This window comes from Thermaerobacter sp. FW80, assembly GCF_004634385.1.
Lineage (GTDB): Bacteria > Bacillota > Sulfobacillia > Thermaerobacterales > Thermaerobacteraceae > Thermaerobacter > Thermaerobacter composti.
In genome coordinates, this window is sequence record NZ_CP037895.1 from 1,259,352 (window position 1) to 1,278,530 (window position 19,179).

The 19,179-nt window shown below is 68.4% G+C and carries 14 protein-coding genes and 1 pseudogene; 13 read left to right on the forward strand and 2 right to left on the reverse strand.

Annotated features, from left to right (window positions below):
- Window position 1 precedes the first annotated feature (1 nt).
- The 4 genes from E1B22_RS05390 (at window position 2) to E1B22_RS05405 (ending at window position 4,815) form a co-directional block, all read left to right on the forward strand.
- Entirely contained in the window at window positions 2-1,492 is a 1,491-nt protein-coding gene (locus tag E1B22_RS05390) for a sugar ABC transporter ATP-binding protein (RefSeq protein ID WP_135224864.1), read from the forward strand.
- A complete protein-coding gene (locus E1B22_RS05395) occupies window positions 1,489-2,448 on the forward strand; it encodes an ABC transporter permease (protein ID WP_135224865.1) in 960 nt (319 codons plus the stop codon). The genes E1B22_RS05390 and E1B22_RS05395 overlap by 4 nt, the downstream gene beginning before the upstream one ends.
- Window positions 2,449-2,613: 165 nt before the next feature.
- The gene (locus E1B22_RS05400; RefSeq protein WP_243123765.1) at window positions 2,614-3,504 is read left to right on the forward strand and encodes a D-ribose ABC transporter substrate-binding protein; all 891 of its coding nucleotides are present in this window, start codon (window positions 2,614-2,616) and stop codon (window positions 3,502-3,504) included.
- Between the two features lie 87 nt (window positions 3,505-3,591).
- The gene (locus E1B22_RS05405) at window positions 3,592-4,815 is read left to right on the forward strand and encodes an IS256 family transposase (RefSeq protein ID WP_135225854.1); all 1,224 of its coding nucleotides are present in this window, start codon (window positions 3,592-3,594) and stop codon (window positions 4,813-4,815) included.
- Window positions 4,816-5,768: 953 nt separating this feature from the next.
- Here the strand turns inward: E1B22_RS05405 and E1B22_RS05410 are convergent.
- Complete coding sequence (locus tag E1B22_RS05410; RefSeq protein WP_167758851.1) at window positions 5,769-6,830, reverse strand: S-layer homology domain-containing protein; 1,062 nt, start codon at window positions 6,828-6,830, stop codon at window positions 5,769-5,771.
- A gap of 433 nt (window positions 6,831-7,263) precedes the next feature.
- Here E1B22_RS05410 and E1B22_RS14060 point away from each other — a divergent pair.
- The 8 genes and pseudogenes from E1B22_RS14060 to E1B22_RS13850 all read left to right on the forward strand — a co-directional run.
- Window positions 7,264-7,353 (forward strand): annotated as a pseudogene (locus E1B22_RS14060) (AbrB/MazE/SpoVT family DNA-binding domain-containing protein); the annotation flags it as partial.
- A 249-nt stretch (window positions 7,354-7,602) separates the two neighbouring features.
- A complete protein-coding gene (locus tag E1B22_RS13175; RefSeq protein ID WP_243123766.1) occupies window positions 7,603-8,007 on the forward strand; it encodes a PIN domain-containing protein in 405 nt (134 codons plus the stop codon).
- 304 nt (window positions 8,008-8,311) lie between these two features.
- Complete coding sequence (locus E1B22_RS05420) at window positions 8,312-9,673, forward strand: winged helix-turn-helix domain-containing protein (RefSeq protein ID WP_135224868.1); 1,362 nt, start codon at window positions 8,312-8,314, stop codon at window positions 9,671-9,673.
- Between the two features lie 520 nt (window positions 9,674-10,193).
- Window positions 10,194-10,553 carry an AbrB/MazE/SpoVT family DNA-binding domain-containing protein gene (locus tag E1B22_RS05430; protein WP_135224869.1) on the forward strand — a complete coding sequence of 120 codons (360 nt, stop codon included), beginning with the start codon at window positions 10,194-10,196 and terminating at the stop codon, window positions 10,551-10,553.
- 3 nt (window positions 10,554-10,556) lie between these two features.
- On the forward strand, window positions 10,557-10,994 hold the full coding sequence (locus E1B22_RS05435; RefSeq protein ID WP_135224870.1) for a PIN domain-containing protein: 438 nt from the start codon (window positions 10,557-10,559) through the stop codon (window positions 10,992-10,994).
- Window positions 10,995-11,139: 145 nt separating this feature from the next.
- Entirely contained in the window at window positions 11,140-12,204 is a 1,065-nt protein-coding gene (hemE, locus tag E1B22_RS05440; RefSeq protein ID WP_135224871.1) for a uroporphyrinogen decarboxylase, read from the forward strand.
- A 97-nt stretch (window positions 12,205-12,301) separates the two neighbouring features.
- Window positions 12,302-12,733 carry a BrxA/BrxB family bacilliredoxin gene (locus E1B22_RS05445; protein WP_135224872.1) on the forward strand — a complete coding sequence of 144 codons (432 nt, stop codon included), beginning with the start codon at window positions 12,302-12,304 and terminating at the stop codon, window positions 12,731-12,733.
- Between the two features lie 63 nt (window positions 12,734-12,796).
- On the forward strand, window positions 12,797-13,270 hold the full coding sequence (locus E1B22_RS13850) for an OsmC family protein (protein ID WP_135224873.1): 474 nt from the start codon (window positions 12,797-12,799) through the stop codon (window positions 13,268-13,270).
- Between the two features lie 317 nt (window positions 13,271-13,587).
- Here E1B22_RS13850 and E1B22_RS05455 read toward each other — a convergent pair whose 3' ends face one another.
- Window positions 13,588-14,478, reverse strand: a complete 891-nt coding sequence (locus E1B22_RS05455) for a sulfite exporter TauE/SafE family protein (protein ID WP_135224874.1) — start codon at window positions 14,476-14,478, stop codon at window positions 13,588-13,590.
- 426 nt (window positions 14,479-14,904) lie between these two features.
- Here E1B22_RS05455 and dnaE point away from each other — a divergent pair, with 426 nt between their 5' ends.
- Complete coding sequence (gene dnaE / locus E1B22_RS13185; RefSeq protein WP_243123767.1) at window positions 14,905-18,960, forward strand: DNA polymerase III subunit alpha; 4,056 nt, start codon at window positions 14,905-14,907, stop codon at window positions 18,958-18,960.
- Window positions 18,961-19,179 lie beyond the last annotated feature (219 nt).

Consider the following 19,179-nt stretch of genomic DNA (forward strand, 5'->3'; position numbering starts at 1 on the left):
CATGTGTGCCGTGGTACTGCGCGCCACCGGCATACGTAAGGTGTTTCCTGGGGTCATTGCTCTCGATGAAGTGGACCTTGATTTACATCAAGGTGAGATTCACGGCTTGTTAGGCGAAAACGGGGCGGGCAAGAGCACCCTGATCAAGGTGTTAGCGGGCTATCACGTGCCGGACGCAGGGCGGCTTGAATTAGCTGGGCGGCCGGTAACGTTCCGAGGGCCTCGGGAGGCGCGGGAGGCGGGTGTCGCGACTATCTACCAAGAATTGACCCTTGCCCCGGATATGACGGTAGCGGAAAACATCTGTCTCGGCCGTGAACCGGTGCGCTTGGGCCGCATTGACCGTGTAGCGATGCGCGACATTGCACAGAGGGCTCTGGCTCGCCTCGGCGTGGATCTCGATCCAGATGTTCCTGTTCGGCAGCTTGGAGTAGCCGTCCAGCAGATGGTGGAGATTGCCCGTGCGCTGAGTATGGAAAGCCGGGTGTTGATTCTCGACGAACCGACAGCGGCGCTGACCCCTGCCGAGGTTGAGCGACTCTTCACGATACTCCGTGGGTTGCGTTTACAAGGCGTGGCGATCCTCTACATTAGCCATCGGCTTGAGGAAGTGCTGAGCCTTTGTGATCGGGTGACGGTGTTGCGCGACGGTCGCGCGGTGGCAACAGTCACCATGGCCGAGGCAGATCTCGACGTGTTGATTCGCCTCATGGCAGGCCGATCAATGACCGAACGGTATCCACCAAGGTATTCATCTATCGGCGACGTTGTGCTAGACGTCCGAGGCGCCACCCGCCAAGGGGTATTCCACGGTGTATCGTTGCAGGTGCGGCGCGGCGAAGTAGTAGGACTCGCGGGACTGCTCGGGGCTGGTCGTACCGAGTTGTTGCGTGCTATCGCTGGGGCCGACCCCCTCGACGAAGGCGAGGTATGGGTCGAAGGCCGGTGGCTGCCGCCTGGTAATCCCGGGAGGGCACTACGGTGTGGGGTGGCGCTTGTGCCCGAGGACCGCAAGCGGCAAGGCCTGTTTCTCCAGCGACCCCTGCGCGAGAACCTCACGTTGGCAGCGTTACCGCTACTGTCGCGTGCCGGCTGGGTGTCGCATCGTGCGGAACGCCAATTGGCCCGGGATTTGGTGCGACGGCTGGCTATTCGCTGCCGAGACGAGGAACAGGTGGTGGCCGAGCTTAGCGGTGGCAATCAGCAGAAGGCGGTACTGGCTCGCTGGCTTGCAATTAAACCGCGTGTTCTGTTACTCGATGAGCCGACCCGTGGTGTGGACATTAGCGCGAAAGTGGAGTTGTATACGCTGATCAATTCTTTGGCTGAGGATGGAGTGGCCATTGTCATGGCCTCGTCCGATTTATCCGAGCTACTAGGAATGTGCGATCGGATAATGGTGATGGCCGGCGGCCGTATCGTTAAGGAGCTCCCGGCTGCCAACGCCTCGAAGGAGGCGGTGCTGCGTGCGGCTGCAGGAGGGGCTGAATGACCGTGTTCTCGCCGGTGAAAACGACGGTAGTTGCATCTGAAACTTCCGTGCGAGTACGTCATGCACTGGCTCGCCTGGGACCGTTGTTGGGCCTGGCACTCATGTGTGGGCTACTGGCCGTTTTGCATCCGCGGTTCCTAGAAGGAGCGAATCTAGTCAACGTAGCACGGCAAGTCTCGATCCAAGCTATCATCGGTGCCGGGATGACCGTCGTCATCTTAACAGGCGGTATTGATCTGTCGGTGGGGTCGGTGCTAGCCTTTAGCGGTGCTATAGCGGCGAGGTTGGCCGCGGATGGGTTGCCCGTGTCGGTTGTCTTGGTTGGAGCTCTCGCAGTTGGCGTGACGTGTGGCGTGCTGAACGGGATACTTGTCGCTTACGGACGCATAGCGCCGTTCATTGCCACCTTGGGATCGATGACCGCCGTGCGTGGGTTAACCCTGGCTTTCACGGGCGGCCGTCCTATTACGGGCCTCGGTGAGGGTTTTCGTGCGCTGGGTTCGGAGTGGGCGCCAATCCTGATCATGATCTGTGTCTACGCGGTCGTATGGGCTTTCCTCGGCCACACCCGCGCGGGTCGCTACATCTATGCTGTTGGCTCAAATGAGGAAGCTGCCTGGGTTTCCGGCATAGCGGTCCGTAAGATACGTCTTCTGGCTTATAGTCTGTCGGGACTCACTGCGGCGCTTGGCGGTGTTGTGCTGGCAGCACGTCTTAACTCGGCCCAGCCAACAGCGGGTACGGGGTTTGAACTGGATGCCATTGCAGCGGTTGTGCTCGGCGGCACAGGGCTGTCGGGCGGCGCAGGGGGAGTAGGCGGAACCCTTGTTGGTGCTCTAATCATCGGCGTGGTGAATAACGGTCTTAACCTAATCAACGTCTCGTCCTTCTATCAACAAGTGGTGAAAGGGCTTGTTATCCTGATAGCCGTGTTGCTTGACCGCGGGCGACGCTAAGAAAGCCCACAGGCGAGAGGTTCCACCAGTAAGGAATTCCCAATCCATTGTTGAGGAGGAGAGGGGGCGGTATGTGACCATATAGCCGAAGGGGACAACATTATCGCTTGTGGAACCGGTTCTAGGCTGGCAACTTGAAGAAGCACGCGGGGAGGGGGAATTGTGGTGCGGAAATGGAAGCAGGCGGCGTTGGGGCTGCTCGCTATTCTGGCTGTGGGTATACTTAGTGCGTGTGGTGGTAACCAGGGGCAGGCTACCAACGGCCAGATGGGTTCCTCTGATACGACGAATGAATCAAAGGACGACGTAGTCATTGGGCTGGCGATTTCGACTCTGAACAACCCGTTCTTCGTTGATCTTGAGGCAGGGGCGAAGGAGGCAGCTGAGGCTGCTGGAGCAAATTTGGTCGTCCTTGATGCCCAGGACGACCCGGCCCGGCAGGTAAGCCAGATTGAGGATCTAGTAACGCAAGGCGTTGACGCCATCGTTATCAACCCCACCGACGGGGACGCCGTTGTCCCAGCGATTGAGAAGGCGAATCAAGCCAACATCCCTGTGATCACGGTCGACCGGGCGGCAACGGGCGGTAAGGTCGCTACACACATTGCCTCGGATAACGTTGCAGGCGGTCGTATGGCTGGCGAGTACATCATCGATCTGCTCGGGGGCGAGGGGAAGGTGGTGGAGTTGGAGGGAATTCCTGGAACGTCGGCCGCCCGTGATCGCGGCCAGGGGTTCAACGAGGTTATTGGTTCGGCTGACGGTATCGAGGTAGTGGCACGGCAACCAGCTGACTTCGACCGCGCCAAAGGAATGAGCGTGATGGAGAACATCCTGCAAGCTCAGCCGGAGATCGATGCTGTCTTCGCTCACAACGACGAGATGGCGTTGGGAGCACTTGAGGCGATTAAAGCCTCCGGTCGTTCAGGCATCAAAGTTATCGGCTTTGACGGTACCCCCGACGCCGTAGCGGCCGTTAAAGCCGGTGAACTGGTTAGTGTCCCAGGTGGTGGTGGAAATCGCCGGGCTGTAGGGCCCGAGCCTGGTGGCCCTTGACAAGAAAGGTCACCGGTGGCTCCCCTTCGGGTTGGACAAGAACCGCCATGAAGGGAGGTCCGCTCACCGGTGACCGCTGATTTCAGGATGGCACTTCTCGAGCTTCTACGCAAACACCAGGGGGAGCCGGAAGCCGATGCCCTGCGGGAAGGACTACGCTGGCTGGCCCAACAGCTCATGGAGCTCGAGGTGAGCGAACTCGTTGGCGCTCAGCGGTACGAGCGCACGGAAACGCGCAAGACCTACCGGAACGGCTATCGCTCCCGGCCCTGGGATACCCGCGTGGGCACCATCGAGCTGCGGATCCCAAAGCTCCGCCAGGGCAGCTACTTCCCAAGCCTGCTGGAGCCACGCCGGCGGGCGGAACGGGCCCTGGTCGCCGTGGTGCAGGAGGCTTATGTGCAGGGGGTCAGCACCCGGAAGGTCGACGACCTGGTCCGGGCCTTGGGCCTGGACGGCATCAGCAAGAGCGAGGTGTCGCGACTCTGCGCGGAACTGGACGAGCGGATGGAGCGCTTCCGCAACCGTCCCCTGGAAGGCGAGTACCCCTACGTTTGGCTCGACGCCAAGCCGATCAAGGTGCGGCAGGACCACCGGGTGGTGAACATGGCCGCGGTCATCGCCGTCGGGGTGAAGCGAACCGGGGAGCGCGAGGTGCTGGGCTTTGACGTGGGCGCCGCCGAGACGTACGAGTTCTGGCTCGCGTTTCTCCGCAGCCTGGTGGCCCGCGGGCTCAAGGGTGTTCGCCTCGTCATCTCCGATGCCCATGAGGGGCTCAAGCGCGCCATCAGCGAGGTGCTGGCGGGCGCCAGCTGGCAACGGTGCCGCGTGCACTTCATGCGGAACCTGCTGGCCCGGGTGCCCAAGCACGCCCAGCCGATGGTGGCGGCCCTGGTGCGGACGATCTTCGCCCAGCCCGACCTGGAGTCCGCCCGGGAGCAGCTGGAACACGTGGCAGCCAACCTGGACCGGCGATTCCCCCAGGCCGCCGCTCTGCTTCGGGATGCAATGGAGGACGTGCTGGCGTACATGGCCTTCCCGACCGAGCACTGGCGGCGGATCCACTCGACCAACGTTCTGGAGCGGCTGAATCGGGAACTGGCCCGGCGCTGCGACGTGGTGGGGATCTTCCCGAACATGGCCGCCGCCATCCGCCTGTTGGGAGCTCTTCTCGAGGAGCAACAGGACGAATGGCTGGTGTCCCGGCGGTACTTCAGCCTGGAGTCGATGGCCAAGATTGACGCGTGTACATCACATGAGGCTACGCGGCTCCATGAAACCGAAGCAACCCTGAAGGTGCTGGCCATGTAAGGCGTTCAAACCCGAGGGGAGCGCAAATCACACCACTTGACGGGACGTGACCAACTGGCGGCCACTGTGGCCCAGCAGCCCAGAAAGATGGGTATGCTGGCCATAGAGTACGCACTGAAGGTGATCAAGGGCGAACAGGTTGAGTCGTTCGTACCTGTGGAGTTGCAACTGGTGACCCAGTAAGGATTGGTTCATGTCCATAGGGGAAAGGCAACGCCGCACGCCACGCGTCATCGTGGCGTGCGGCCCTTTTGAGCCTGCTTCACGAACCCAGGTATTTCCGCAGGACTGCAGCCCCGAGAGGTTCAGTCAAATTGACCGTGATGGTTGAGAACTCTTGAGAAATAAACGGCTTTCCTTGGCACATTGAGGCCGCATATCACTAGGGTACCCGGTGAGGTTCGTGCCGGAACGTGGCACCGGCTGTAGCCGCCCGGCAGCCGCAGGCCCACGCCTTGAAGGCTTCGTAGGCCTGTCCGACCAGCTCGCTCCGGGCGGGGTAGGATCCGCCGTTCAAGCCCACCGCCACCGCGTGCACCTACGGGAGGTCGTGGAGCTCGTCCTCGTAGCTTACATCGGGGTGGAAGGCTTGGTTCCACCGCGACAGGCCGTATCCCACCTGCGTTAGCTCCACGGACACAGCCCCTGGTGCCACCTACACTGCCACCTACACTGACGCCAGATACTGTCGGCGCATGTGAGCGCTCCACCGACAGCCAGGATCAGACTTGCCATCATCGCACGTCGATGCCAGGACATTCGACGGAAGGACCCAATGTCGGGTCCGCCCCATTTGCCCCTCCACTGGGGAGCAAGACCGCTGGCGACACCCTCGCCGCGGCAGTTCCCTCGTCTTGTGCACAACATCTCGCACCGCTTCAGGCCAGGGAGGGAATGGCGCCAAATCAGCTCTGGTCTCCCCACGCCGCACAGCACGAACCAACGACACCCCTTCATCGCACCCCCTCAAAGTAGACGCGGGGACCATCCCAGAACGAGGACACGGCGATTATGCCGCCCCTTACCGCATCGGACGCGACCGACCAGCACACATTCCCCTCTTTAGCGTATCCAGGCAAAATGGTCTCGAAACCGCCAAGTAGGGGATCAGGGATGACGCCGCAGGAATCCGTAGCTCGAACGCTATTGGCATCGAGATAGTCGAAATGCACGTCGATGAACGAACCGGAACTATCGGTACCGACGTATGTCACTCGGACACGAGCCATCACATACTGGTATCCAGGGTCGGGCGGATCGTTAAACATGGATTCTTCAGAAATCTCAGGCCATGCGTCTGGATCGATGCTGAGGATCTTGACCATCCACTTATCCCCGACGGGAAACTCCGTACCGATTGGAGCAGGATTCTTCGGGCTACCTAACGGCGGATTGACTTCATTTCTCTTGAAAGAGTAGGCGCGATAGGCTACTGCAGCCGCCTGTCCACGTGTCAGCTCCATATCGGGTCGGAAGTATCGCCACACAAAGTCGTCGTATCCTTTCATAATGTTGGCCCGCGCAACGGCGCCGACAGCATCTGCGAACCAGCTGTCCGCGGGAACGTCATCAAATGGTTCCGACGCTGGAGCGAGGTTCAAGGCACGTTGGATGATCACAGCAGCTTCCTTTCTCGTAATGTTTTTGTCATAACCAAAAGTTCCATCTGTGTATCCCAGTATGAAGCCCGCGTTGTAAGCCTTTACAACGTATTCGTATAGCTTCTGCCCTTCGGTGACATCCAGGAAAAATTCTCTCCCAAGAGGCAATTCTGTTCCCGTAGCCCGTTCAACAGCTAGAACAAGCATTTTTGCGAAGGCCGCACGAGTCACCCTGGCACCTGGGCGGAAGGTCCCGTCAGGAAATCCGTCGACTAGCCCGACGTCATGTGCCTTTAAGATGTCGCCTGTCAGCACGCCATCGACATCAGGAAACTCGCCGTGGCTGGCCTGGACGTAAGATACATGCGAAGCCAGTATGGCGACTACTAGGGCTGTTACTACGATACCTGCCAAGCCTTGAGCGCATCCGAATTCACGCAAAAATCTCCGTATACAATCTGATAACCGTGCCATCCGAGAACAGCCTCCTCTTCATCCTCTTCAACAGTCTGCGTAGCTAGCATTCGCGTCGTATTGGGAGGATCCTTCTCGCTGAGGAGCCTGCAGGACAGCAAGCGTGGGCGGAATGTTGCCTTGTTTAGGCCGTTTGGCGGCCTGCCGTTCGGGCCAACCCACAAGCCCCACAAGCTCGGTAGCCTTCCCATGTCGGCAAGATCACGGCACCGCCCAGCCAGTCTTTCCCGTTCCACGCCGTCCGGTCCCATCCTGTACGCCGCCGATCGTGCGTGGGATGCGGCGGAGCACCGCATCTTTCCGCTTGAGTTGGGTCGATTCCGAATTCGCTGCACCAACGTTGACACCAGGGAACGGTCCGCGGACACTGGCGATGCGAGGTGAGGGGCTCGTGGCGATCCTCCGCGTTGGTCGCCGGGGGCAGGTGACCCTGCCGGTCGAGATCCGTCAGGCCCTCGGCGTTGCCGAAGGGCGGAAAATGGTCTGCTACGTCAACGAGGCCGGCGACCGGCGACATCGTCCTGCACCCGCTGCCTGCGCCGCGGTCGATCGACGAAGTCGCAGGGGCCCTGAAGGATACGGGGGGCCGGTCGCTGGCGGACGCCCTGGAACGGGCCGCCACCGAGTACGCCGAAGCCTGGCGCGAGAGCCAGCCCAGGCCGCAAGCGGCCGTCGCCTGGCGAGACGCAACGCCGGCGAGGGACGCCTCGTGATGGAGCGGTGGCTTCTGGATACGAACCTCATCATCTACCTGCTGGCTCCCGATCAGGCGCCGAGCGATTCGATTCGCGAGCGGGTCCGGGGTCTTTTTGAGCGGGCGGCGCGGGGCGAGGCGACCCTGGTGGTGACGCCCGTCGTGGTGTTCGAGACGTTGCTGGTCCTCATGGGATTCGACCTGCACCCCCGCGAAGCGGCCCGCCTCGTCGAGCGGGTGCTCGCCTGGACCGGCGTGGAGTGCGAGGACGAGGCGCACGTCCTGTATGCCCTGAGCCGGCTCTCGAAGAAACTCGATTTCGTGGGCGGCTACCTGGCCTCGCGGTCCCATGCCGAGCCCTACCGGGTCGCCTCCAACGACCGCGACCTCAGGCGCCTGGGAGCAAGGATGGCGGAAAGGTGAGAAGGCCGTCGGAGGAACGGTCTCCGGCAGACGCCCGGCCGCCGACGATTGGAGCGGGCATCGCCGGCGGTACCACGACAGGGGCGGGCTCGTAGGCTAGACAGCGGACGTCCCGGGGCCCGTCCGCACGACCGGCGCGACGGCGCGACCCGGCAGGTCCTGGGGACGTTCTCGCCGAACAAAGGTTTGGGAAGCGCATCGGAGGTGCCGACGTGATGGACGGCGAGGACCACCGCCGCCAGCGGGCAGGGAAGCGCCCGGGCTGCGCTGCCGCGGCCAGGGCCGGCGGCCCGGGAGGCGGGCGATGACGGGGCGGGCACCGGCCGCGGGGCGGCACGCCGGTGGTCGCGACGGGCGGGTGGTGCGGGTCAGCCGGCAGGCGGCCGCCAACTTCTTGCTGGAACGTCTGGGCTTGCTGGGGCGTGCCACGCCGGCCCCAGTGCCTGCGGTTCGACCCCCGTCCGCGGTGCCGTCGGCTCCCGGTCCGGCCGACGGCGGTGACCCCGCCGGGGGTGGCGCAAGACTTTCGGATGCGGCGGCCGGGACCCGTCGCCGCACGGCCACCGCCGGGGACGTGCTCGCCGTCCTGACCCAGCTCGGTGCGGTGCAGCTGGATCCGGTCAACGTGGTGGAACGCAACCACCACCTGGTCTTCTTCAACCGCCTGCCAGGCTACCGTCCCGCCCTGTTCGAGGAACTCTACGACGAGGGCCAGGTGTTTGAGGCCTGGTGCCACGCCCGCTGCGCCCTGCCCGTGAGCTGGTATCCCGCCTTCCGGCCGGCTTTCCGGACGGTGTCGGCCGACCGGCTCGACCCCGCCGTGCGGGAGTGGATGGGGCGAATCCTGGAGATGGTGGCGACGGGGGGCGCTGTGTCCCCGCGGCGGATCGACTCGGGCGAGCGGGTCATCGGCTACTGGGACCGGGACGTGCCGGCCACCCGGGCCGTCAGCCAAGCCCTGCAGCACCTGTGGGAGGAAGGCCGACTGGTGGTCCGCTCCCGGCGGGGCAACGAGCGCACCTACGATCTGCCCGAGCGGGTCTTGCCGAAGGAGGTGCTGGTCCGGCAACTGGACGCCGGCGAAGCCGCAGAGCAGCGAATCCGGCACTACGCCCAGGCCATGGTCCTGTTCGACCCCGGGGACCCGTATTTCGGCTGGCACCGCTGGCCTGCGCCCCGGCGGCGGGAGGAGGCGGAGCGGCGGGTTGCTGTCGGGGAGTGGGTGCGCGTCGAGATCGAGGGTGTCAAGCGGCCCTACTACGCGGCGGCGGAGGACCGCGAGCGGCTGGAATCCGCCGGCGAGCTACCGGAGTCCCGCAGCGCCAGGTTCCTCCCGCCCCTGGACAACCTGCTCTGGCGCCGGAGCCGGGTGCGTGACCTGTTCGGCTTCGACTATACGTGGGAGATCTACATCCCGGCCGCCAAACGGCGCTACGGGCCGTACACCATGCCGGTGTTGTACCGGAACCGCCTGGTGGGCCGCATCGACCTGGAGTTCCGTCAGGTCACCCGCACCCTCGTCGTGCACCGCCTCGCTCTCGAGCCGGCGTACGAGCGCTGGAACCGGTCCATCCAGCGGGCAGTGGCGGCGGAGGTGGAGCGGCTGGGGCGGTATCTCGGTGCGGCGAGCCTCGAGAGGACGCCGCTCGTTGCCAAGCCGTTCTAGACGCCACGCCGCCCACCGCCGTAGGGCGAGAGTAGCGACCACGTCCGAGAGCTCCAGCACGGACGGTTCACCCGATTCCCCCCAGGAACCGCTTTCGCGCAGTGTCACGGCTGGCATCGGGCGGACCACCATCCGCCTCGGCCGCCCCGCTGCAGGTCGCCCACAGGGCGCCCACCCTGAACGCACCGGCGTCGATCTGGGGGAAATCCAGAAGGAACCCATCGTGAGAGCACGCGGGCCTCAAACTGTCCGGGGCCCCGCGCTCCCAGAATCAGCCCATCGCCAGGCTTGACGCCCACAGCCTTCCGAAAGGACGCCGGCAGCGCGAGCCGGCCGAGGCCCTGGAGCCGTGCGGCCGCCACGGCTCGCACCCGTTTCCCCGCCCTGCGCCGATCATCCCATGGCCCGCGGTGCCGATCTTGGCTGCCGCGGCCGCTCAGGGACGATTGGAATCTGACGATGATGCATATACTCCGAACAGAAAGCGACTTGTTTGAGTCTCATCCAGCGAGGTGGTATCGTGGGGACGCGAGGTGATCGCGCCGTGGCCGTGGTGAAGATCCTCCAGAGGGGGCAGATGACCCTGCCCAAGGCGATCCGCGAGCGCGTCGGTCTGGAGGAGGGGGACGACGTGCTCGTGTACGTCAACGGCGAGGGCGAGATCGTGCTGTACCCGCTGCCGCGGCCGCGGAGTCTCAAGGAGCTGGGCAGCGTGCTGAAGATCGATCGGCCCGTGGACACGGAGGAGGCCCGGGACGCGATCCGTGCATCCCGGGCTCGGCGGTGGGCCGAAAAGCATGGCCTGGACGGGCCGGGCGCACAGGCGCTGGCGCAGGCGGCCGCGGGGCGGGAACCGGTCGAGGACCGGGTGAGGGAATAGCCCGTGAGCACCTGGTTGCTCGACGCCAACGTCATCGTGTATTGCCTGGCTCGCGACCACATCCTGGCGAACCCGCAGGCCGCTCACCTTCACGAGCGCTTCGAGGCGCTCGACCGGGCCTTGGAGCGAGCCATCGCCGCGGGGCACCGGCTGCTCGTCACGCCCGTCGTGGTGGCCGGGGCGCTCTGTGTCCTAGAAGGCGCCTACCGCTACCGTCCTGCCGAGGCGGTCGCGGCCCTTCTCCAGTTCATCCGCACCCCTGAGGTCGACGTGGAAGACGAAGAGGCCGTCCTGGCCGGACTCCGCCACCATGCGGCAGGGCAGCTCGACTTCGTGGATGGGTACCTTGCGGCCAGGGCGTCGGGGGACGAGGACGTCCACTTGCTGACGAACGACCGCGGCATCGCAAGGCGCACCGGGGCGCGCGTTGTGCAGTGGTAAGCCCTGGCCCGGGTGGCCCCCCGCGTTCTTTGGCCGGCACCAGGTCGAGGGACCGGTCCCGGCCAACCTGCTTTAACGTCCGCAGGGTGCGGGGGACGGGGTGCTACAATGGCAGTAGATCCGTCGACGGCCAGGAGGGGTCCCGTTGACGCCCAGCCAGCGCTTCCTCGCCGCCTGCCGGCGGCAGCCCGTGGACCGGACGCCCGTCTGGTTCATGCGCCAGGCGGGCCGCATCTTCCCGGAGTTCCGGGCGCTGCGGCGGCACTACGGGTTCGAGGAGCTCATGCAGCACCCGGACCTCTGCGCCGAGATCACCGTGATGCCCGTGGAGCGGCTGGGGGTCGACGCGGCCATCCTCTTCGCCGACATCATGACGCCGCTCAAGCCCCTGGGCGTCGACTACCGCATCGAGCCCGGGGTGGGGCCGGTGGTGGGCCGGCCGCTGGCGTCGGCCGCGGACCTGGGGCGGCTGCGCCGGTTCGACCCCCGGGACGAACTGGCCCCGGTGCTGGAGACGGTGCGGCTGGTGCGGCGGGCGCTGGGCGAGCGGGTGCCGCTGATCGGCTTCGCCGGCGCGCCCTTCACCCTGGCCTGCTACCTGGTCGAGGGGCGCCCGTCGCGGGAGTTCCATCGCACCCGGGCGCTGATGTACGGCGATCCCGCCTTCTGGCACGGGCTGATGAAGCGGCTGGCGGAGACGGTGCTGGAGTACCTGCGGGCCCAGGTGGAGGCCGGCGTCCAGGCGGTGCAGCTGTTCGACTCCTGGGTGGGCGGCCTCGGGCCCGCGGCGTACCGCCGGTTCGTCCTGCCCTACTCGCGCCGCGTGCTCGAGGGCCTGGCGGACCTCGGGGTGCCACGGATCCACTTCGGAACGGGGACCGCGGCCCTGCTGCCGCTGATGGCCGAGGCCGGGGCGGAGGTGGTCGGCGTCGACTGGCGGGTCGACCTGGACCAGGCCTGGGCGGCCATCGGTCCGGAGCGGGCGATCCAGGGCAACCTCGATCCGGCGGCCCTGTTGGCGCCCTTCGCCCAGGTGGAGGAGCTGGCTCGCGACGTGCTGCGCCGGGCGGCGGGACGGCCCGGGCACATCTTCAACCTGGGCCACGGCGTGTTGCCCGAGACCCCCGTCGACCACCTGCGACGGCTCGTGGAGCTGGTGCATCGGGTGACGGAGCGGCCGGTGCAGCCGGCGCCCACGGCGGGGTCGTGACGGAGGGGGCGGACTGGGGGCGAGCCTGCAGGCGGCGGTGCCGAGAGGCCAGCAAGCGCCGCACCCCGGCAGGGGCCGGCGAGAGGGAGGGATCCCCATGAGCATGGAGATGCTCGACATGTTCTTCGCGCCCATGCGCGAGGAGCTGGTGCGCCTGGGCTTCAAGGAGCTGCGGACGCCTGATGAGGTGGATCAGGCCATGGCCGAGGCCGAAGACGACACCACGACCCTGGTGGTGGTCAACTCCATGTGCGGCTGCGCCGGCGGCATCGCCCGCCCGGCGGTGGCCATGGCCCTCGAGCACCCGCGGCGGCCCCAGCGCTGGCTGACGGTGTTCGCCAGCCAGGACCGCGAGGCGACGGCCCGCATGCGGGAGTACTTCACGGGGCAGCCGCCGTCCTCGCCGTCCATCGCCCTGCTCAAGGGCCGGCAGCTGGTGTACATGCTCCACCGCAGCGACATCGAGAACCGCACGCCGGAGGAGGTGGCCGCCGACCTCAAGGCCGCCTTCGACCGCTTCTGCGCCTGAGGCCGGAGGGCGCGGCGGGGGCGGCGCGGGCCGACGGCGGGGCCGGCGATCGGAGGAATGCCCATGAAGCGGGGCACGGTGCGCTGGAAGGAAGGCAGCCACTACGTCGGCGCCAACGATCTGGGCCTGGAGGTGCCGTTCCAGGGGCCGCCGCGGGAGGGGGAGCGGCGGGTGGCGCCGTCGCCCAAGGACCTGGTGCTGCTGGGGTTGGGCGGCTGCACCGCCGTCGACGTCGTGGAGATCCTCCACAAGATGCGGCAGCCCCTGGGCGCGCTGATCGTCGATCTGGAGGCGGAGGAGTCCGCGGAGCACCCCAAGGTGTTCACGCGGGTGCGGCTGGTGTACCGGCTGGAGGGACACGGTCTCGACCCCGAGCGGGCGGTGCGGGCCGTGACGCTGAGCCAGCAGAAGTACTGCGGCGTCAGCGCCATGATCGGCCGCACCGCGGCCATCCACTACGCCGTCGAGGTCAACGGGCAGCGGGTGCACGAGGGCACGGCCGGGGAGGCGGTCCCGACGGCTGACGGCGGCGTCTGAACCGGGCTCGGCGACGCCCGCGGGTGACCGCGGCGAGGTGGGGGCCCTGGTCGGGGATGCGGCGGCCTCGGTGCCACCGGGTCCCCGGGACGGGGATCCGGCCGCCGCGGCGCCGGCCCGGCGGCGGTGGGCCCGACGGCGGTGCCGGAACTCGCCAACGGGGCGCGCCGTCGGGCCGCAGGCAGAGGGGCGCGGCCCGGCGGCGGCGTTCCCGGTCGTAGGCGACGGCGTTCCCGGCCCCCGTTGGCGTGGGGGTGTTGGGGTGCAGACGTGGCCGGCCAGCCAGGCGCCGACCGGCCGGGGCCGGCCGGCTCCGCTCAGTCGGTCGCCGGGTGCTGGACCTGGGAGACGGCCGTCCGGCGGCTGCGCACCGCCACCTGCACCAGCAGCCCGCCGCATACGGCGGCCACCACGACGTAGCCGGCCGCCCGCGCCAGGCCGGTGACGCCGGCGGCGCCGAAGAGGGTGCGCAGGTTCACCAGCAGCACCGCCGTGCCCACCAGCACCCCCAGCACCTGCGCGGGCAGCTTGCGGGCCATCCAGGCCGCCAGCGGGGCCGCCACCGCGCCGCCGGCCACCAGGGCGGCCACCTGGGCCCACGCCACCGCCTCCCACCCCAGGCTCAGCGCGAAACCCAGGGTCGCGGAGAGGGCGACGGCGAACTCCGCGATGGAGACCGAGCCCACCACCTGGTGGGGCGGCAGCGTCCCCCGCACCATCAGCGCCGGCGTCGCGATGGGCCCCCACCCGCCGCCGCCCGTCGCATCCAGCAGGCCCGCCACGAAGCCCAGGGGCACCACGTAGCGGAGCCGGATGCGAGGTGGCCGCGGACGGCGGGGGGTCGAAGCCAGGGCGAACCGCACGAGGATGTAGACGCCCAGGATCAGGAGGAACCCGGCCACCAGGGGCCGGACCCGCGCCGCCGGCAGCGACGACAGCAGCACGGCCCCGAGGAAGGCGCCGACGGCGCCCGGCAGCACCAGTCCCCGCAGGGTCGGCTTGTGCCAATTGCCCAGCCGCCAGTGGGCGAGCCCCGACAGGGCCGTGGTGATGGTCTCCGCCAGGTGGACCGAGGCGGAGGCGGCCGCGGGGGTCAGGCCGTAGAGCAGCAGGAGCGAGGACGACGTCACCCCGTAGGCCATGCCCAGGGCGCCGTCGACCAGCTGGGCGACGAGCCCGACCAGGGCGAAGACCAGCAAGCGGTGCAAGGGTTGCCACCTCCCCGAGGCCGCGGGACCGGCGGTGGGCGGACATCCGGCGGTGGGAACGGCCCCTTCGGCGCGGTGGGTCGCCGGGCTTGCGCCGGCTGCCGGGGCGGGCGCCTTGCCGCCGTGACCCGCCGCGGTCCCGTGGGCGGCCGGCCCGCCGGGCCGGGCGTCGCTCCCGGGCCGCGCGGGCACGTGTCACGGACCACCCTATGGGCCGCTGGGGCCCTCGGTGCGTGTCCGAGGTGCCTACCGGGGCCGTCGCCGGCCGGCGGCCGGTTCGTCCCCGTCCATCCCCGCCACCGGCTATTGTCGAGAATTTTAATTGACTTAATCAGATTGCGACAACGGGTCTGCGGGGCGGGATGCCAGGACCCGCGCGGCTCTCTGGCGAAGGTGGACAGGAACCGCGAGACCGGAGGGGTGGCGATGCAGCCCTTCGTCCACCTGCACGTCCACAGCGAGTACAGCCTGCTGGACGGCGCCGCCCGCGTCGGCGAGCTGGCCGCCCGGGCGGCGGAGCTGGGCATGCCCGCCCTGGCCCTGACGGACCACGGCGTCATGTACGGGGCCATCGACTTCTACAAGGCGTGTAAGCAGCACGGCATCAAGCCCATCATCGGCTGCGAGCTCTACCTGGCGCGGCGTACCCGCCACGACCGCGAGCCCAAGGTGGACGACCAGTCCTACCACCTGCTGGCCCTGGCGCAGAACGAGACGGGGTACCGCAACCTGATCAAGATCGTCTCCCGGGCCTACGCCGAGGGGTTCTACTACAAGCCGCGGGCCGACAAGGAGCTGCTGGCCGAGCACAGCGAGGGCCTGATCGTCACGTCGGGGTGCATCGGCAGCGAGATCCCGCGGCTGCTCCTGGAGGGGCGGGACGAAGAGGCGCTCCGCGCCGTGCGCTGGTACCTGGAGGTCTTCGGCGACCGCTTCTACTTCGAGATCCAGGACCACGGCCTGCCCGAGGAGCGGCGGGCGTACGCCCGCATCCTGGAGCTGGCCCGGCGGTTCGACGTGCCCGTGGTGGCGACCAACGACGTCCACTACCTGCACCGCGAGGACGCCGCCGCCCACGAGGTGCTGCTCTGCATCCAGACCGGCAAGACCCTCGACGACCCCAGCCGCATGCGCTTCGAGGGGTCGGAGTTCTACCTCAAGAGCCCGGAGGAGATGGCGACGGTCTTCCGCGACGTGCCCGAGGCCCTGGCGAACACGGTCAAGCTGGCCGAGCGCTGCGAGCTGGAGTTCGAGTTCGGCCGGTTCCTCCTGCCCCACTACGAGGTGCCGGAGGGGCACGACGCCGCCTCCTACCTGCGCTACCTGTGCGAGACCAAGCTGCCCGAGCGCTATCCCGACGCCGGCAGCGAGGTGTGGGACCGGCTCAACCACGAGCTCGAGGTCATCACCCGGATGGGTTACCCGGCCTACTTCTTGATCGTGTGGGATTTCGTCGACTACGCCCGCCGCAACGGGATCGCCGTGGGGCCCGGCCGGGGCTCGGCGGCGGGCAGCCTGGTGGCCTACGTCCTCGGGATCACGGACATCGACCCGCTGCGCTACAACCTGCTCTTCGAGCGGTTCCTGAACCCCGAGCGGGTGACCATGCCCGACATCGACATCGACTTCGACGACCACCGGCGGGACGAGGTCATCGACTACGTGGTCCGCAAGTACGGGCGCGACCGGGTGGCCCAGATCATCACCTTCGGCCGCATGCTGGCGCGGGCGGTGATCCGCGACGTGGGGCGGGTCATGGGCCTGCCCTACGGCGAGGTGGACAAGATCGCCAAGATGGTGCCGGCCCAGCTGGGCATCACCTTGGACCAGGCGCTGGAGGCGAGCCCGGAGCTCCGGCAGGCCTACGAGCAGCAGCCGGTGGTCCGCCAGCTGGTGGACATGGCCCGCAAGCTGGAGGGGATGCCCCGCCACGCCTCGGTCCACGCCGCCGGCGTGGTGATCGGCCGCGACCCCCTGATGGAGCACGTGCCCCTGCAGCGGATGCAGGACGGCTCCACCGTCACCCAGTTCCCCATGACCACCCTGGAGGAGCTGGGCCTCCTGAAGATGGACTTCCTCGGCCTCCGCACCCTGCACGTGATCCAGGAGACCGAGGCGCTGATCAACGCCACCGGGGCGCGGGACGTCTTGGCGGACGAACCCGGCCCCGGCGCGGCGGACCCCGGGCCCTCCCCGGCGGGCGACGCGGCCAGCGGCGCGACCGGCGACGCCGCCGGCGGGCCGCAGGGCGACGCCGCTGGCCGCCCGACGGGCGATGCCCGTAGCGGGCCGATGGGCGATGGCAGCGGGCCGACGGGCGGCGTCGGCGATGGGCTGACGGGAGGCGGCGGCCGCCGCCGGGGTGAAGGGGCCGGTCCTCGGCGGGCCGCCGGATCCGATCCGGCCCACGGCCTGGCGGTCGCGGCCCGGGGCCCGGCGATGGCCGGGGACGGCCCCACGCCCACCGCCCCCGCCCGTCCCTTCCGGGTCAAGGACATCCCCCTGGACGACCGGGCCACCTTCGAGGCCATGAGCCGGGGCGAGACCGCGGCCATGTTCCAGGTGGAGTCGTCGGGCTTCACCCAGATGCTGCGGTCCCTCAAGCCGTCCAGCATCGAGGACCTGATCGCCGCCGTCGCCCTCTTCCGCCCGGGCCCGCTGGGCAGCGGCATGGTGGACGACTTCATCAAGCGCAAGCACGGCCAGGTGCCGGTGGAGTACCCGCACCCGTGGCTCGAGCCGATCCTGAAGGAGACCTACGGGACCATCGTCTACCAGGAGCAGGTCATGCAGATCGCCAGCGTGATGGCGGGCTTCACGCTGGGCGAGGCCGACCTGTTGCGGCGGGCCATGGGCAAGAAGAAGCCCGAGGAGATGCAGAAGCAGCGGGAGAAGTTCCTGGCCGGGGCGGCGGCCAAGGGCATCGACCGCCAGCTGGCCGAGCGCATCTTCGACCTGATGGAGTACTTCGCCGGCTACGGGTTCAACAAGAGCCACTCCGCCGCCTACGGCTACCTGGCCTACGTCACCGCCTACCTCAAGACCCACTACCCGGCGCCCTACATGGCCGCCACCCTGAGCAGCGTGATGAGCAACGCCGACCGGGTGGCGGAATACATCGGCGAGTGCCGGCGCCTCGGCATCCCGGTGCTGCCGCCGGACATCAACGAGAGCCAAGCCCGCTTCACCGTGGTGCCCGACCCCCGGGGGCCGGGCGGCCAGGCGATCCGCTACGGTCTGGCGGCGGTGAAGAACGTGGGCTTCGGCGCCATCGAGTCCATCGTGGCCGCGCGGGAGGCGGGGGGGCCCTTCCGCTCCCTGGACGACTTCTGCCGCCGGGTGGACCTGCGCCAGGTGAACCGGCGGGCCCTGGAGAGCCTGATCAAGGCCGGCGCCTTCGACTGCCTGGGCCACCCCCGGGCGCGGCTCCTGGCTGGCCTCGAGGAGGTCATGGAGCGGGCCCAGCGCTGGCAGAGGGAGCGGGAGACGGGCCAGGTCTCGTTGCTGGACCTGACCGCCGCGCTGGCGGGGGCGGGATCCGCGACGGGCGGCCGGCAGCGGGCCGCCGAGGGGACGGGCGGTGGCCCCGGGGCTGCCACCGGGGAGCCGGTGGGCCGCGACGGGGCGGCCCCTGCCGGGGGGCGGGGGCGGAACGCCGCGGCCGCGGCCGGTTCGTCCGGACGAACTGGCCCCGGGCAGGCTGCGGTCGACGGGGCGACCGGCGCCGCCGGGGGCGGGGCGACCGGATCCCCGGCGGTGGCACCGGCGGGGTCGAATGGCCCCGCGGCCGATGCGGCTGCCGCCCTGTGGGGGGACGACGTCACCCCGCTGCCGCCCGTGGACGAGTGGCCCCCGAACCGGAAGCTGGCCATGGAGAAGGAGGTCCTGGGCCTCTACCTGTCGGGCCATCCGCTGGCCCACTACGAGCGGGAGCTGGCCCGGCGGGTGACGGCCACCACCCGCCAGCTGGCGGAGCGGGAGGACGGCGCCCGGGTCCAGGTGGGCGGCCTGGTCCAGGGGGTGCGGCGCATCACCACCCGCGGCGGCGAGTTGATGGCCTTCGTGCAGCTGGAGGACCTGGAGGGTTCGGTGGAGGTGGTGGTCTTCCCGCGGACCTACGCCGAGGCGGCGGAGGCCCTGCAGGAGGACGCGGTCGTCGTCGTCCGGGGCCGGGTCGACCGCCGGGAGGAAGAGGAACCCCCCAAGGTGGTGGCGGAGGCGATCTGGCCCCTGGTGACGGGCAAGCGGCTGGTGGTGGCGCTGCCGGCGGGCGGCGACGCCGAGGCCGTCGAGGGCGTGCTGGCCCAGGTGCGCGGCGCCTGCCAGCGGTACCCGGGCACCTCGCCGGTGGTCCTGGTCTTCCCCGGGCGCCAGCACGCCCTGCAGGTCGACGCCCAGTACTGGGTGACGCCGCGGCCCGAGCTCCTGCAGGACCTGGCCCGGGTGGTGGGCGACGACGGGTTCTACCTGGACGACCACTGACCCCGGGGTGCGTCGGGAAGGGCACGGTGCCATCCCCGGTCCCGTGCGGTGCCGGGGACCGGGGCCGGCCGGCAGCCGTCCACCGGTCGACCCGGCCGTTCGCGTCGGCATGGGGCCGCAGCCGGGAGCCGCCACAGGGCCGAAGGCAGGATGCAGGAGGCCGGGAGCCCGGGAGGCCGGGAGAACCGGCGTGGGGGGCCCGCCGGAGGCGGGCCGACG

Coding starts and splice junctions, on each gene's coding strand:
- E1B22_RS05390 (WP_135224864.1), top strand. CDS start 2: ATGTGTGCCGTGGTACTGCGCGCCACCGGCATACGTAAGGTGTTTCCT.
- E1B22_RS05395 (WP_135224865.1), top strand. CDS start 1,489: ATGACCGTGTTCTCGCCGGTGAAAACGACGGTAGTTGCATCTGAAACT.
- E1B22_RS05405 (WP_135225854.1), top strand. CDS start 3,592: ATGGCACTTCTCGAGCTTCTACGCAAACACCAGGGGGAGCCGGAAGCC.
- E1B22_RS13175 (WP_243123766.1), top strand. CDS start 7,603: ATGGAGCGGTGGCTTCTGGATACGAACCTCATCATCTACCTGCTGGCT.
- E1B22_RS05420 (WP_135224868.1), top strand. CDS start 8,312: ATGACGGGGCGGGCACCGGCCGCGGGGCGGCACGCCGGTGGTCGCGAC.
- E1B22_RS05445 (WP_135224872.1), top strand. CDS start 12,302: ATGAGCATGGAGATGCTCGACATGTTCTTCGCGCCCATGCGCGAGGAG.
- E1B22_RS13850 (WP_135224873.1), top strand. CDS start 12,797: ATGAAGCGGGGCACGGTGCGCTGGAAGGAAGGCAGCCACTACGTCGGC.
- dnaE (WP_243123767.1), top strand. CDS start 14,905: ATGCAGCCCTTCGTCCACCTGCACGTCCACAGCGAGTACAGCCTGCTG.